Raw genomic sequence first — 14,624 nt, 5'->3', positions numbered from 1 at the left:
GGAGAAGTCTGTCGTGGGCAAGCGTGCCGCATCCGCAGGACGGCGACGAACGCGGAGCCGGCGGCGGGACGGAGGCAGACGCGCCCCCGCCGGCCGGCTCGTACTGCCGACGCTGGTCCTGATGACGGTCGCGCTCGGCGCCGGCGTCGCCCTCGCCCACTTCAACGGCCCGCCCGCCGAGGACACGGCGGCCTCGGCGCCCCTTCCCGTGCCGACGGCGACCGGCGAGAGCCCGGCCCCGGGGACGACCGCTCCCACTCCCCGGCGCAGTATGACGAAGCCGAAGCCGCCGCCGAAGGCGGGGTCGACCCCGTCCCCGAAACCGAAGGCGACCGCGAAGCCGACGCCGAAGCCGAAGACGAGCCCGATGAAGCCGCCCACCGTGCCGAAGTCCGGCGCCGGGACCTTCACCACCGCGCAGGCCTCCGGCGCACCGGTCGGCCACGGCGGCGAACTGCGCCGCTACCGGGTCCAGGTCGAGGAGGGCATCGAGCTGTCGGCGCCCGAGACGGCTGCCGAGATCCAGCGGATCCTGGCGCATCCGCGCGGCTGGGCCGCGCACGGCCGGGGCCGCTTCCAGCTGGTCTCGGAGAACGCCGACTTCGTCATCCGGATCGCCACCCCGGACACGGCCGACGCCCTCTGTCTGCAGCAGGGCCTGGACACCCACGGCGAGCTGAACTGCGAGACCACCGACGGGGTCGTGGTGAACCTCAGGCGGTGGATGCTGGGCTCGCCGACCTTCGCGGGGGAGGCAGCCGAGTACCGGCATCTGATCATCAACCACGAGGTCGGGCACGAGATAGGCATCCGGCAGCACATGGGCTGCCCGGGTCCGGGCAGGCTCGCGCCCGCGATGATGCAGCAGATCAAGGGCCTGGACGGATGTAGATCGAACGCATTTCCGTATGACGAAGACGGGAGCTACATCACCGGGCCGATCGTGTCATGATGCGCTTGGGACGGCGCGCGACGAAGCCCGCCTCCCGAGGGGACCGGGGCTCCCGTGACGCACGGACGACCGCGCGCACGGTGGAGCAGACCGCTACCCGGTAGCTCGTATCGAGGAGACAGAAATGTCACTCTCCCCGGGTTCTCCCGATTCCGGAGCCGGTTCGGTCGCCAACGACCCGAACCTCGACTTCGCCGGCACGACGCCGTACGAGGACTACGTCCAGGCGGACGTTCTCACCCACCTCCAGCACCTCCGCTCGGACGACCCCGGCGAGATGGTCTTCCTGGTCACCACCCAGGTCATGGAGCTGTGGTTCACCGTGATCGTCCACGAGTGGGAGACCGCGAGCCGCGCCCTGCGCGAGGACCGCGTCCCCGTGGCGATGGACGCGCTCAAGCGCTCCGTGCGCGAGCTGGAGGCCCTCAACCACTCCTGGCGGCCGCTCGCCCAGCTCACCCCCGCCCAGTTCAACGCCTACCGCGCCGCGCTCGGCGAGGGCTCCGGCTTCCAGTCCGCGATGTACCGGCGGATGGAGTTCCTGCTCGGCGAGAAGTCCGCGTCCATGCTCGTCCCGCACCGGGGCGCGCCCCGCGTCCACGCCGAGCTGGAGAAGGCGCTCCACGAGCCGAGCCTGTACGACGAGGTCCTCGGGCTGCTCGCCCGCCGCGGCCTGCCCGTCCCGGCCGCCGTCCTCGGCCGCGACCTCGCGCAGCGGTACGAGCCCTCGGCCGAGGTCGAGGCGGTCTGGGCCGGGATCTACGCGGAGGCGGACCAGAACGGCGAGCTCGTGCGGCTCGGCGAGGCGCTCAGCGACGTCGCCGAACTGGTCTGGCGATGGCGCAACGACCATCTGGTGGCGACCCGCCGCGCGATGGGCTCGAAGACCGGCACCGGCGGCTCGGCGGGCGTGGCCTGGCTGGAGAAGCGGGCGCAGAAGAACGTCTTCCCGGAGCTCTGGACGGCGCGCAGCCATGTCTGAGACTGATGCCATGGCAGACCTCCAGAAGAAGGCACACGCACTCGACACGGCCGACGAACTCGGCAAGCACCGAGAGAAGTTCGCCCTCGACGCCGGGACCGTCTACCTCGACGGAAACTCCCTCGGCGCGCTGCCCGCCCACGTCCCCGCCCGGATGGCCGACGTCATCACCCGCGAGTGGGGCGAGCTCCGCATCCGCTCCTGGGACGAGTCCGGCTGGTGGACCGCGCCCGAGCGGATCGGCGACCGGATCGCCCCGATCGTCGGCGCCGCCCAGGGACAGATCGTGGTCGGCGACTCGACCAGCGTGAACGTCTTCAAGGCGGTCGTCGCGGCGGCCCGGCTGAGCGCCGACGACCGCGACGAGATCCTCGTCGACGCGACGACCTTTCCCACGGACGGGTACATCGCGGAGTCCGCGGCGCGGATGACGGGTCACCGGATCGTGCCCGTCGACCCGGCCGGCATGGCCGCGGCCGCCGGCCCGCGGACGGCCGCCGCGCTCGTCAACCACGTCGACTACCGCAGTGGCCGCCGCCACGACCTGCCCGGCATCACGGCCGCGCTGCACGCGGCGGGCGCGCTCGCCGTCTGGGACCTGTGCCACAGCGCGGGCGCCCTGCCGGTCGGCCTGGACGCGCACGGGGTCGACCTGGCCGTCGGCTGCACGTACAAGTACCTGAACGGCGGGCCCGGTTCGCCGGCCTACCTGTACGTCGCCGAACGCCACCAGGCCGCCTTCGACTCGCCGCTTCCCGGCTGGAACTCGCACAACGACCCGTTCGCCATGACTCCCGGGTACGAGGCGGCCGCGGGCGTCGTACGGGGCCGGGTCGGGACGCCCGACATCCTGTCGATGCTGGCCCTCGAAGCGGCGCTGGACGTCTGGGACGGCGTCGCGATCGAGGACGTGCGGGCCAAGTCCCTGGCGCTCACGGACTTCTTCCTGGAGTGCGTGCGCGCGTACGTGCCGGAGGGCCGTGTCACCTCCGTGACGCCGGAGGCGCACGACGAACGCGGCAGCCAGACCGCGCTCGCCTGCGAGAACGCGCCCGCCGTCATGGCCGAGCTGATCAAGCGCGGTGTCGTCGGCGATCTGCGCCGCCCCGACATCCTGCGATTCGGGTTCACTCCGCTGTACGTCGGCTTCGCGGACGCGGAGCGGGCGGCGCGGGTGCTCGCGGAGGTCCTGGCGGACCTGCCTGCCTGAGGCCTCGACCGGGTTCCGCGCGGCCTCGCGCGGTCTCGTACGGTCCGATGATCGCCTGATCTGCGGGGGCTCCACTCCTGGTACCGTCCCCGCAGGTCAGGCCAATTCGGCCCCGTATCCGAGAGGTTGGAACAGCATGCCGGACCCCGCCGCGCGCGATGCCGCCGAAGAGGCGTCGGCCTTCTCGCACCCGGCCGTCCCCCCGGACGTCTCCGCCGCGTACGGCGACCACCCGGACCAGGTGATCGACTTCTACGCCCCGCGCGACGGACGGACCCGGGCGCCGCTCGTCGTCGCCCTGCACGGCGGGGCGTGGCGGGCGCCGTACGACCGGCAGCACCTGACCCCGTTCGTGGACTTCCTGGCCCGGCGCGGCTTCGCCGTGGCGAACGTCGAGTACCGGCGCGGCAGCGACATCCCCCGGCAGGGTGGTGCCACCCCGGTCGCCGGGCGCTGGCCCGAGACCTTCGACGACGTGGCGGCCGCGCTCGACGCCCTGCCCGAACTCGCCTCCGTCCACCTGCCGCAGGCCGACATCGGCCGGATCGTGCTCACCGGCCACTCGGCGGGCGGCCAGCTCGCCCTCTGGGCCGCCGCCCGGCACGTCCTGCCCGCCGGCTCTCCGTGGCGGCTGCCCGCCCCGCCCCCGCTGCGCGGGGTCGTCGCCCTCGCCCCGATCGCCCACTTCGGGCGGTCGGTCGAACTGAACGTGTGCGGCGGCGCGGTCACCGAGCTGCTCGGTGGCCCCTCCTCGTACGAGGAGCGGGCGGCCCACGCCGATCCCTCGGTGCTGCTGCCGACCGGGATCGCGACCACCGTCGTCCAGGGCCGCACGGACAGCGACGTGCCGTACGCCGTCGCCGACGCCTATGCGGAGGCGGCCGCGAAGGCGGGCGAGACGGTCGGCGTGACGCTTCTGGAGGAGGTCGGCCACTTCCCGCTGATCGACCCGGCGGCGGACGCGTGCGCGGTGGTGGCGGAGGAGATCGCCCAACTGGCCTGGTGATGGGGAAGTCCGGGGATCCATGTGCGACTTACCGGAATCCCCGTACAACCATTCGACCGGGTCGGAGGTCTGATCGTGCACGGCACTGCCGTGTCCGATCTTCTTCGTGGGGGTTTCACCTTGCAGCTCCGCTCTACCGGCACCCGTCTCGCCACGGCGGTCACCGTCGTCCTCGCCGTCACGGCCCTCGGCGCCGGCACGCTGGCCACCGCTCCCGCCGCCTTCGCGGCCACACCGGCCGCCGTCGCGGCCCCGGCCGATCAGGCCGACACCGTTCTTCCCGTCTACCCGGAGGGCACCGACCTCGGGGGCGTGGGCACCTCCGGCTTCCTCACGTACTACTTCGCGGAGGACCGCAGCCGGAAGCTGCTGTGGACGCCGTACGACGGCGGTGCCCGGACCTCGCTCGGCACGCCCAAGGGCTGGTCCATGGGTGCCGGCGACGTGCTCGTCCTCGGCGACGCCGGCTGGTCCGCCGAGATGCGTGCGATCACCCTGCGGAACATGGCCACCCCCTCCGCCCCGGGCGTCGACATCGACCTCGGTGCGCTCAACGGCAACTACGTGGCCGTGCTGAGCCCGACGAGCGTGCTCGCGCAGCTGCCGAACGAGGTCGGCCAGGCGGAACTGCACGTCGTGACCAAGGACGGCGCCACGACGACCACCCGCAAGATCACGGGCCTGCCCGCGGACGCCACCGACTACTTCGGCTCGGTGGCCAAGGACGGCTCCGTCCTCGTCGGCTACGAGACGGGGCCGGCGGACAAGCGGACCGGCGGCCGGGCCCTGATCGACGTGGCGTCCGGGACGGTCACCAAGACGTACGCCGCCCCCGAGTCCGGGTACGGCTTCGGCGGCCTGAACTTCTCCGCCTCGCACGTGACCTGGTTCGGCTACGAGGCCGGAACCGGCGACTACATCACGTCCGTCGACCGCAGTACGGGCGCGGAGAAGAAGACCGTCCTCGGTCCTCACCTCGACGAGTGGTACCACGCGCTCGTGGGCGACTGGCTGGTCTACGGCAACCCCACGACGCCCGTCCGGGCCGTCTCCCTGACCACCGGCGAGACCCGCCAGCTCCTGGACTCCGGCTCCGCCGCGCTGACCGCGGCCGACGGCACCGCCGTGCTGCGCGGTGCGCGCGCGGCCGACGGCAAGGGCCTGTTCCGGGTCGAGCTCGCGGAGGACGGCACCCCGAAGGTCACCAAGACGGCCGACGAGGCCCCGCTGGTCGACCTGAAGATCGAGCAGGTCCACGTCCCCGACACGGTGAACCTCGACCAGACCGGCGGCAAGGTCACCCTGGGGTGGACCCTGTCGCAGCGCGAGGCCTACGTGGACGTCAGGCTGACGCACATGGTCACGGAGAAGGTGTACACCACGCGGGTGTACGCCCCCGCCGAGGGCAACCTCTTCTCCTTCACCTGGGACGCCGTCCTCGACGGGGCGGACGCGCCGAACGGCTCGTACGCCGTGGAGGCCGAGGCGAAGCTGCTCGACGGCACCGGCGAGCCGGTCTCCCAGGGCTGGCGGATGGACGTCTTCCGGACGCTCAACCCGCACGACTACACCAACAACGGCTCCACCGACGTCCTCGCCCGGGACGCCGCCGGCGCGCTGTGGCGCGACGACCTGTGGGACCGGCCGGTCGACGGCAAGGTCGAGACCGCCGGCCGCACCAAGATCGGCACGGGCTGGGGCGCGTACAAGCAGATCGAGGCCGTCGGCGACCTCGCGGGCAACGTGGCCGGCGACCTGGTCGCCCTCGACGGTGCCGGAGTGCTCTGGCACTACCTCGGCAAGGGCGACGGCACCTTCGAGACCCGCGTCAAGGTCGGCACCGGCTGGGGCGCCTACGACAAGCTGACGGGCGGCTCGGACCTCGACGGCGACGGCCGCGCCGACCTCCTCGCCACGGACACCACCGGCGTGCTGTGGTTCTACAAGGGCACGGGCGACTCCGCCAAGCCCTTCGCGACCCGTGCCCGCGTCGGCGGCGGCTGGGGCGCCTACAACCACATCACCGCCGTCGGCAACATCGCCGGCACGGCCGCGGGCGACCTCGTCGCACGCGACGCCTCCGGTGTCCTCTGGCTCTACCAGGGCAACGGCAGCGGCAACTTCGCCACCCGGGTGCAGATCGGCGGCGGCTGGGGCGCCTTCAGCCAGCTCGTCGGTGCCGGTGACGTCGACAGCGACGGCCGCCCCGACCTGATCGCGTACGGAACGGGCGGCACGTACGTCTACCGCTCCACGGGGTCCGTCAACGCCCTCTTCAGCCGTGTGACGACGGACCTGTACTCGGGCGAGGGCACCAAGTTCAACCACGTCGCCTGACGAGCGGCGGCACGGTGAACCGCCCCCTCGGCGGGCCTCACCCGACGCTCCCCTGAGCCGGGGGACGGACGGCAGGCAGAGGCCATAGTCCTCAAGGGGGACCCGGAAGGATCCGCATCGAGCGGGACGACCGGGTTCCCCGCCCCCCCGTACCGTGGTCGACGTGACCCAGACACAGACCCCCGAGACGAGCCGCGCCCCCGAGTTCCACCTGGTCCAGGTCGTCCTCGGCGGGCTGCGGCAGGAACTCTTCCACGACGCGTCGGCCTACCGGCCGCTCCAGCCGGCCGAGGTGAACCCCAAGGTGGCGCGCTTCGTGCCGAAGGGGATACGGCCGCACCTCGGCCTGTTCCCGCACGGCGTCGTCGCGTTCCTCGCCCTGATCGTCTTCGCCATGGGGTACGAGGAGTTCGAAACCACCTTCGCCCCGCTGACGCTGATGATGGCCTGCGTCCCGCCCGCGATCGTGCTCCTCACCCTGGTGCGGCCCGTCCTCGCCTTCTGGGCCTCGCTCGCGTCCACGCCCGTCATCGGCTACCTCACCGGCTACGACGCCGGCTGGCCCTGGTCGCACATCACCTTCTTCTCGCATCTCGTGATCCTCGGCGTGGTCGCCGCCCGCACCCGGCCCCGCACCGCGGCGTGGATGTGGCTCGTGACGGCTGCCTTCTGCCTCTTCGCGGAGATGTTCCTCGGGGTGGGACGCAGCTCGGACTCCGTTCCGATGCTCTTCGTCTCCGCCCTCCTCCTGCTCGCCGTCACCGTCCTCCAGGTCCGCCGCCAGGCCGACCGCGAGGTCATCGCCCAGCAGACCGTCACCGCCCAGGAGCGCTCCAGGCGGACTCTCCTGGAGGAGCGCACCACCATCGCCCGTGAGCTCCACGACGTCGTCGCCCACCACATGTCGGTCGTCGCCATCCAGGCCGAGGCCGCCCCGTACCGGGTCGAGAACCCGCCGCCGGAGCTGGAGCAGGCCTTCCTCACCATCCGGGAGAACGCGGTCGCCGCGCTCACCGAACTGCGCCGCATCCTCGGTGTCGTCCGCGCCGAGGACTACGAGGCCCCCGACGCCCCGCAGCCGACCCTCGCCGACCTCGACTCGCTCGTCCGCAACGTCCAGGAGGCCGGGCTCGTCGTCGAGAAGACGGTGACCGGCGCCGTGCGCGAGCTGCCGCAGGGCGTGGAGCTCTCCGCGTATCGCATCGTCCAGGAGGCCCTGTCGAACGTGCTGCGGCACGCGCCCGGCGCCGCTGCGAAGGTCGAGGTCAGCTATGTCCTCGGCGGTCTGGGCCTGCGCATCGCCAACGGCCCGGCACGCGGCCTCGTGAAGCCCTCCCCGGGTGCCGGCCACGGCATCACCGGCATGCGCGAGCGTGTGACGATGCTCAGCGGGGAGATGACGGCCGAGGCGACCGAGGACGGTGGCTACGAGGTGACGGCCTTCGTCCCCGTGAGCCGTGAGGAGAGTGACCAGTGATCCGCGTGCTGATCGTCGACGACCAGATGATGGTCCGCGAGGGCTTCTCGGTGCTGCTCGGCGCGATGCCGGACATCGAGGTCGTCGGCGAGGCCGTGAACGGCCGGGAGGCCGTCGCCCAGGTCGCCGCCCTCCACCCCGACGTGGTCCTCATGGACATCCGGATGCCCGAGCTGAACGGCATCGACGCCACCCGGGAGATCGTCGCCGCCGACGCGGACGCGAAGGTGCTCGTCCTGACCACCTTCGACCTCGACGAGTACGTCTACCAGGCGCTGCGCGCCGGGGCCTCCGGCTTCCTGCTCAAGGACGCCTCCGCCCGGCAGCTCGCCGACGGGGTGCGGGTCGTCGCGGCCGGCGAGGCGCTGCTCGCGCCGACGGTCACGAAGCGGCTGATCACCGAGTTCGCGAAGGCGCCGGGGAGCTCTCCGCGCCCCCCGGCGATGGCGCAGATAGGGGAGCTGACGGAGCGCGAGACGGAGGTCCTGGTGCTCATCGCGCAGGGTCTGTCGAACTCCGAGATCGCCGAGCACCTCGTCGTCGCCGAGTCGACCATCAAGACGCATGTGAGCCGCATCCTGGTGAAGCTGGGGCTGCGGGACCGGACGCAGGCGGCGGTCTTCGCGTACGAGGCGGGTCTGGTGCGCGTCGGCGGCTAGAACGCGCGGGGGCGCGCGGGTAGCGTCCGGCCATGGACGCTGTCGAGGCTGTTTACGACCCCTTCTCCGCGGAGTTCGTCGCCGATCCGTACCCCGCCTACGCCGAGCTGCGGGCGGCGGGCCGCGCCCACTGGCACGGCCCGACCCGCCAGTGGCTGATCCCGCACTACGAGGACGTGTCCGCGCTCCTCAGGGACCGTCGGCTCGGCCGTACGTACACGCACCGCTTCACCCACGAGGAGTTCGGGCGGGAGGCGCCGGACGCGGCGTACGAGCCCTTCCACACGCTCAACGACCACGGGCTGCTCGATCTGGAGGCGGCCGACCACAGCCGCATCCGGCGCCTGGTGTCGAAGGCCTTCACGCCGAGGACGGTCGAGAACCTGGCACCGACGGTACGGCGGCTCGCCGCGGATCTGGTGGGGGATCTGGTGGCGGCGGGCGGCGGCGACCTCCAGGCGGCGGTCGCGGAGCCGCTGCCGGTCGCGGTGATCGCCCAGATGCTGGGTGTTCCCGAGGACGACGAGGAGCGGGGGCGGCTGCGGCCCTGGTCCGCGGCGATCTGCGGGATGTTCGAGCTGAATCCTTCGGAGGAGACGGCCCGGGGGGCGGTCGAGGCCTCGGTCGAGTTCTCGGACTATCTGCGGGAGCTGATCGCGCGGCGGCGGAAGAGCCCGGGGGACGACTTGATCTCGGCGCTCATCGGGGTGGAGGAGCTGACGGAGCAGGAGATGATCTCCACCTGCGTCCTGCTCCTGAACGCGGGCCACGAGGCCACCGTGAACACGACGGTCAACGGCTGGTGGACGCTCCTGAAGAACGACGTCCGTCCGGATCCCGAAAAGTTGTCCACAGCTGTGGAGGAACTTCTGCGCTACGACACCCCGCTCCAGATGTTCGAGCGCTGGGTCCTCGACGACATCGAGATCGGCGGCCGGCTCATCCCGCGCGGCTCCGAGGTCGCCCTCCTCTTCGGCTCCGCCAACCGCGACCCGGCCCGCTTCGGCCCGACGGCCGACGCACTCGACCTCACCCGGGCCGACAACCCGCACATCACCTTCGGGGCGGGCATCCACTACTGCCTCGGCGCGCCCCTCGCCCGCCTCGAACTGAGCTCCGTTTTCGGCGAGTTGCTGCGCCAGGCGCCGGCCCTGCGGCTCGCGGCCGAGCCCGTGTGGAAGCCGGGGTACGTGATCCGGGGCTTCGAGGAGCTGCTCGTGGAGGTGTGAGCACCGCACCCGCGGTGCTCACACCTCTGACGGAGCGGCAGTGCTCGGCTCGCCTCTCAGCTGATCATGTCCCGCCGCCGCAGCCCCGCGAGGCCCGCCGTCACCAGCGCCGCCGCCAGGGCCGTCAGGGCCAGGACCGGGGTCCAGGTCATCTCCGGGCCCGGGAGCTTCGGCAGATGACCGAAGGGCGAGAGGTTCAGGGCAGCCTGCGGCAGGTCGAGCGCCGGGCCGATCCAGCCGAGGGCCAGGCACAGGCCGGCCGCGCCCCACGCGGCGGTCGCGGCCTTCGGGGCCGCGCCCCAGAGGAGGACGGCCAGCCCGGCCAGCGTCCACACCGCCGGGAGCTGAGCGAGCGAGGCGCCCAGGATCGGGCCGGCGTCACGGCCGTACGACAGGGCGAGGCCGATCCCGCTGAGGGCCAGGATCAGGGCCGAGCCGCCGAAGGCGATCAGCAGGTGGCCGGCCGCCCAGCGGATCCTGCCGAGGGCGTTCGCGAGGAGCGGTTCGGCGCGGCCCGAGGTCTCCTCGCCGTGCGGCCGCAGTGCCGAGCCGACCGCGAACAGGGCCGCGACCATCCCGAAGAGGGACACCATGGTGGCGAGGAAGGCGTCGGTGAGGGCGCTCTGGCCGCCCATCCGCTCGAAGATCTGCCGGGCCTTCTCGTTGTCGCCGACGATGTCGGCCGCGCCCTCGACCATCCCGCCGAAGGCGAGCCCGCCGAGCAGGAACCCCAGGGACCAGCCGAGGAGGGTGCCGCGCTGGAGCCGCCACGCGAGCGCGCCCGCCGTCGCGAGCCCGCCCTCCGGGGGTCCCGGCCGGGTCGCGAGGAAGCCCGCGCCGACGTCGCGACGGCCGGTCAGCGCGTACGCCGCCGCCGTCTGGAGCAGGACCGTCGCGGCGATCAGGAGGAGCACCCACCAGCGTTCGCCTGCGAAGGCGCGGACGTTCTCCGCCCAGCCGATCGGCGACAGCCAGGTCAGGACGGACGAACCTCCTCCCAGGACTCCGTCCTGGGAGGTGCCCCCGGCGGTGCCGGAGTCGCCGGCCGCCCGCAGGACGAACGCGAGACCGACGGCGGCCCCCGTCAGGCCCTTCGCGAGCCGGGCGCTCTCCGTCAGCTGGGCGGCGAGCGCGGCCGTGGTCGCGAAGACCATGCCCGTGCCGCCGATCGCCAGGCCGAGGGCGAGCGCCCCGGCCGCGCCCTGTCCGGCGAGGCCCGCGGTGACGATGAGGGCGACGGCGGCGTTGACGACGAGCGCGGCGAGGAGGGCGGCGGTGAGCGGGGCCCGGCGGCCGACCGCGCCGGCGGAGAGCATCTCCTGACGGCCCGTCTCCTCCTCCTCGCGGGTGTGCCGGACGACCACGATCAGGCTCGCGACGGCGGCGAGGACGGCGGCGAAGGTGCCGAACCGCCAGGCGACGAGCCCGCCGAGGGAGTCGTCGAAGACCGGCCCGTAGAGCGCGCGCATCGAGCTGTTGGCGGTCATGGAGGCGGCGGCCCGGGCGCGCTCGGCGGCCGTGCCGTAGAGGCTTTCGAGCGAGCCGGCGCCGCTGGCGACCAGACCGCCGGTGACGAGCGCCCAGAGCGGGATCATCAGCCGGTCGCGGCGCAGGGCGAGCCGGGTGAGGGTGGTGGTGCCGGCGAGGGTGACCGTGCTCATGACGCCGCCACCCCGTTCGCGAGGTGCTCGTCCTCGTAGTGCCGGAGGAACAGCTCCTCCAGGGTGGGCGGGGTGCTGGTCAGGCTCCGTACGCCCGAGGCGGTCAGGGAGCGCAGGACGGCGTCGAGCTTGTCGGTGTCGACCTGGAGTCTCACCCGCAGGCCCTGGACGTCCAGGCCGTGGACGCCGGGGAGGTGGGCGAGGCCGTTGGGCGCGGCGGCGAGTTCGGCGGTGACGCTGGTGCGGGTCAGGTGCCGCAGATCCGCGAGCGAACCGGACTCCACGGTCCGGCCCTTGCGGACGATGCTGACCCGGTCGCAGAGGCTCTCGACCTCGCTGAGGATGTGGCTGGAGAGGAGTACGGTCCGGCCGCGGTCGCGGGCCTCCTGGACGCAGCTCTGGAAGACCTCCTCCATCAGCGGGTCGAGGCCGCTGGTCGGCTCGTCGAGGACGTACAGGTCGACGTCGGAGGCGAAGGCCGCGACGAGGGCGACCTTCTGCCGGTTGCCCTTGGAGTAGGTGTGGCCCTTCTTGGTGGGGTCGAGCTCGAAGCGCTCGATCAGCTCGGCGCGCTTCGTCCTGTCGAGGCCGCCCGTCCGGCGGCCGCCGCCACCCTGCCCGACGCGCTTCGCGCGCCCCTCGTTTCGGAGCTTCCCGTACAGGTCGATGATCTCTCCGCCGGAGAGGTTGCGCCACAGGGTCACGTCGCCGGGGACGTACGCGATCCGGCGGTGCAGCTCGACGGCGTCCTGCCAGGGGTTTCTCCCGAGCAGTGAGACGCCGCCGGAGTCGGCGCGGAGGAGGCCGAGGAGGACCCGGATGGCGGTGGACTTGCCGGCGCCGTTGGGGCCGAGAAAGCCGTGGACCTCGCCGGTCTCGACGGCGAGGTCGAGGCCGTCGAGCGCGTGGGTCCGCCCGAAGGACTTGTGCAGTCCGGCGATGCTGATTGCCTTCGTCATGCTTCAGAACGTACGCTCATTTCACAAAGTTGTGAAGTTAAGGAACGGTATAAAGTCGGGGGCGCGGAGCGAACGAGGGAGACGATGACCGGCATGACGACCACCGGGGCGAGCAAGGACGGCAACGAGGAGGGCGTGTCCCGCTTCGTGGAGCGCTTCGCCGCCGAACTGACGGAAGCCGGCATGCAGCGCATGGCCTCCCGCGTCTTCGCGGCGCTCCTCGCCTCCGAGGGCGCCTCGATGACCTCGGCCGAGCTGGCCGAGCAGCTGCGGATCAGCCCGGCGGCGGTCTCCGGCGCGATCCGCTACCTCAGCCAGGTCGGCATGGTCAGCCGAGAGCGCGACCCCGGCACCCGGCGCGAGCGGTACGTCCTCCACAACGAGCTCTGGTACGAGACCTTCACCCGCCGCGACCAGGTCCTCGTCCGCTGGGAGAAGGTCCTCCGCGAGGGCTCCGAACTGCTCGGCCCGAAGACGGCGGCGGGCGCGCGGACGGCCGAGACGGCCGAGTTCTTCGCGTTCCTCCAGCGCGAGATGCTGGGGATCATGGACCGATGGGCGGCCTACAAGGAGGCCCGAGGAGCCGAGTTCTCCTCCTGAGGGGCCCGCGCGTCCATGGGCGGGGCGAGCCGGGCGAGGAGCGCGGCACCCTCCGCCCCGCCGGCCGGCCGGTACGGCCCGGCGGGCCACAGCGCGCGCCCCTCGAACCGCGGGACGACGTACGGCAGGCCGGCGGCGGAGAAGTCGCGCCAGCCGCGCAGCTCGACCGTCCCGGTGGGCTCCGACGGCAAGCCGAGCCACGGGTGCTTGGCGGTGCCGGGCGGCAGCAGCGGGAGAAGCCCCTCGGGCCGGTCGTGCGGTCCGCCGTGGGAAGGGAAGGCGACCAGAACGGGAACCCCGTTCTGCGGGTCGTGGAGCAGGACGTACCGCCGCGGGACCGGCACGGGCGACTGCGCGGCCCGGGCCATCAGCCGCACCGCGGGAATCCCGCCGGTCAGCAGGCGGTGGCCTGAGTAGGCGATCGCCGCGAGCCCCACGATCGCCACGAGGAACAGCTTCATCAGACCGCCCCCCTCCGGCCGGATGGCCGCCGCCACGGCCGCCGCCGCGCAGACGGCCAGCGCCACCAGCACCCGGCTGACCCCGGCGGCCCGCCGCAGGCTCCGCACGCGCCACCACGCCACCTCGCGGACGTCCGCCTCCGGTCGCCGGGTCCGGGTCCGGGTCAGTGCCACGGCCTGCCGCCCGGCGTGGGCCGCGAGCCGCGCGTACGTCGGGGCGCCGGACGGGTCGGACTCGGGCTGCTTGACCAGGCTCACGCGTGGGGCCGGAACGGCGGTCCGGACCGGATCCGGGACCTGCGGCACCCGGTCCCGCACCTGCGGCACCTCGTCCTGTACCTGCGGCTGGACGGGGGTCGCCCGCTCCAGGAGCCCCGTCCGCGCGGCCTGCTCCACGATCCGCTGCCGCGCCCGCCGGTGCTTCACCGGCCTGGCCCAGATCAGCGCCCCGCCGCCGGGCGGCGCGAGCACCCCGCCCCTGGCCGGGTCCCCGCACCACCACATCACCCCGTCGGGGCCCGGCCGCAGCGGCTCGTACCGCTGGCGCATCGCGACCACCTCCAGCGGCCACAGCCCGTCCCCGGCCGGGGAGCGCAGCACGACGGCCTCGGTGCTCCGCATGTCCCGCACGGCCGCCGCGGCATGCGCCGACCAGGTTCCGGAGCCGAGCGCCCGCCTCATCCGGCGCGCCAGGGCCCAGGAACCGGCACCGGCACCGGCCACGAGCACGCCCAGGGCGACGAGCGCGCCGATCAGGTCGTCCGCCCAGGGCTCGCCGGGTGCCACGAGCGCGACCCCCGCGGCGGGGACGAACAGGACGCACCCGCTCGTCATCACCCCGCTCGCTCTTCGTCCGTACCGGCCCAGAGCCTTCGCCGTCTCCGGCAGATCCGACGCCCGTGCCATCCCGCATCCCCCGTCACGCATACCGGCCACCCCAGGCGTGACGTTAGACGGCCGCCGTACCCCGGCACCAGTTGGCACCGGCACCGGCACCGGCACCGGCACCGGCACCGGCACCGGCACCGGCACCGGCACCGGCACCGGCACCGGCACCGGCTCGGGCTCGGCTGCGCGGGACGATCAGCGTG

At 73.1% G+C, this 14,624-nt stretch carries 12 protein-coding genes; 9 read left to right on the top strand and 3 right to left on the bottom strand.

Going from position 1 to position 14,624, the window contains the following annotated elements; genetic code table 11:
* Positions 1-13: 13 nt before the first annotated feature.
* From IF00_RS0130420 to IF00_RS0130385, 8 genes are all read left to right on the top strand, one after another.
* Positions 14-952, top strand: a complete 939-nt coding sequence (locus tag IF00_RS0130420; protein ID WP_030323570.1) for a DUF3152 domain-containing protein — start codon at positions 14-16, stop codon at positions 950-952.
* 124 nt (positions 953-1,076) lie between these two features.
* Positions 1,077-1,934, top strand: coding sequence for a tryptophan 2,3-dioxygenase family protein (locus IF00_RS0130415; RefSeq protein WP_030323569.1), 858 nt, complete (start codon positions 1,077-1,079; stop codon positions 1,932-1,934).
* Between the two features lie 10 nt (positions 1,935-1,944).
* Positions 1,945-3,144, top strand: a complete 1,200-nt coding sequence (gene kynU / locus IF00_RS0130410; protein ID WP_030323568.1) for a kynureninase — start codon at positions 1,945-1,947, stop codon at positions 3,142-3,144.
* A gap of 136 nt (positions 3,145-3,280) precedes the next feature.
* The gene (locus tag IF00_RS0130405; protein WP_030323566.1) at positions 3,281-4,150 is read left to right on the top strand and encodes an alpha/beta hydrolase; all 870 of its coding nucleotides are present in this window, start codon (positions 3,281-3,283) and stop codon (positions 4,148-4,150) included.
* A 120-nt stretch (positions 4,151-4,270) separates the two neighbouring features.
* Positions 4,271-6,487 carry an FG-GAP repeat domain-containing protein gene (locus IF00_RS0130400; protein ID WP_030323564.1) on the top strand — a complete coding sequence of 739 codons (2,217 nt, stop codon included), beginning with the start codon at positions 4,271-4,273 and terminating at the stop codon, positions 6,485-6,487.
* 154 nt (positions 6,488-6,641) lie between these two features.
* Entirely contained in the window at positions 6,642-7,964 is a 1,323-nt protein-coding gene (locus IF00_RS0130395; RefSeq protein WP_030323562.1) for a sensor histidine kinase, read from the top strand.
* Positions 7,961-8,623: a response regulator gene (locus tag IF00_RS0130390; RefSeq protein WP_030323560.1), complete on the top strand. Its 663-nt coding sequence runs from the start codon at positions 7,961-7,963 to the stop codon at positions 8,621-8,623. The genes IF00_RS0130395 and IF00_RS0130390 overlap by 4 nt, the downstream gene beginning before the upstream one ends.
* A 32-nt stretch (positions 8,624-8,655) precedes the next feature.
* Positions 8,656-9,852 (top strand): cytochrome P450, encoded by a 1,197-nt coding sequence (locus IF00_RS0130385; RefSeq protein ID WP_030323556.1) that lies wholly within the window; start codon positions 8,656-8,658, stop codon positions 9,850-9,852.
* Positions 9,853-9,908: 56 nt separating this feature from the next.
* Here the strand turns inward: IF00_RS0130385 and IF00_RS0130380 are convergent, their stop codons facing one another.
* Entirely contained in the window at positions 9,909-11,513 is a 1,605-nt protein-coding gene (locus IF00_RS0130380; protein ID WP_030323554.1) for an ABC transporter permease, read from the bottom strand.
* Complete coding sequence (locus tag IF00_RS0130375; protein ID WP_030323549.1) at positions 11,510-12,472, bottom strand: ABC transporter ATP-binding protein; 963 nt, start codon at positions 12,470-12,472, stop codon at positions 11,510-11,512. The genes IF00_RS0130380 and IF00_RS0130375 overlap by 4 nt, the downstream gene beginning before the upstream one ends.
* Before the next feature lie 84 nt (positions 12,473-12,556).
* Between IF00_RS0130375 and IF00_RS0130370 the strand changes: the two genes are divergently transcribed.
* Positions 12,557-13,072, top strand: a complete 516-nt coding sequence (locus IF00_RS0130370; protein WP_030323547.1) for a GbsR/MarR family transcriptional regulator — start codon at positions 12,557-12,559, stop codon at positions 13,070-13,072.
* Here IF00_RS0130370 and IF00_RS0130365 read toward each other — a convergent pair.
* Positions 13,036-14,367 (bottom strand): hypothetical protein, encoded by a 1,332-nt coding sequence (locus tag IF00_RS0130365; protein ID WP_030323545.1) that lies wholly within the window; start codon positions 14,365-14,367, stop codon positions 13,036-13,038. The two genes, IF00_RS0130370 and IF00_RS0130365, sit on opposite strands and share 37 nt — an antisense overlap.
* Positions 14,368-14,624 lie beyond the last annotated feature (257 nt).

This window comes from Streptomyces flavochromogenes (genome assembly GCF_000717595.1).
Lineage (GTDB): Bacteria > Actinomycetota > Actinomycetes > Streptomycetales > Streptomycetaceae > Streptomyces > Streptomyces flavochromogenes.
The sequence above is the reverse complement of the archived record's forward strand: the minus strand, read 5'-3'. Positions and strand labels throughout refer to the sequence as shown.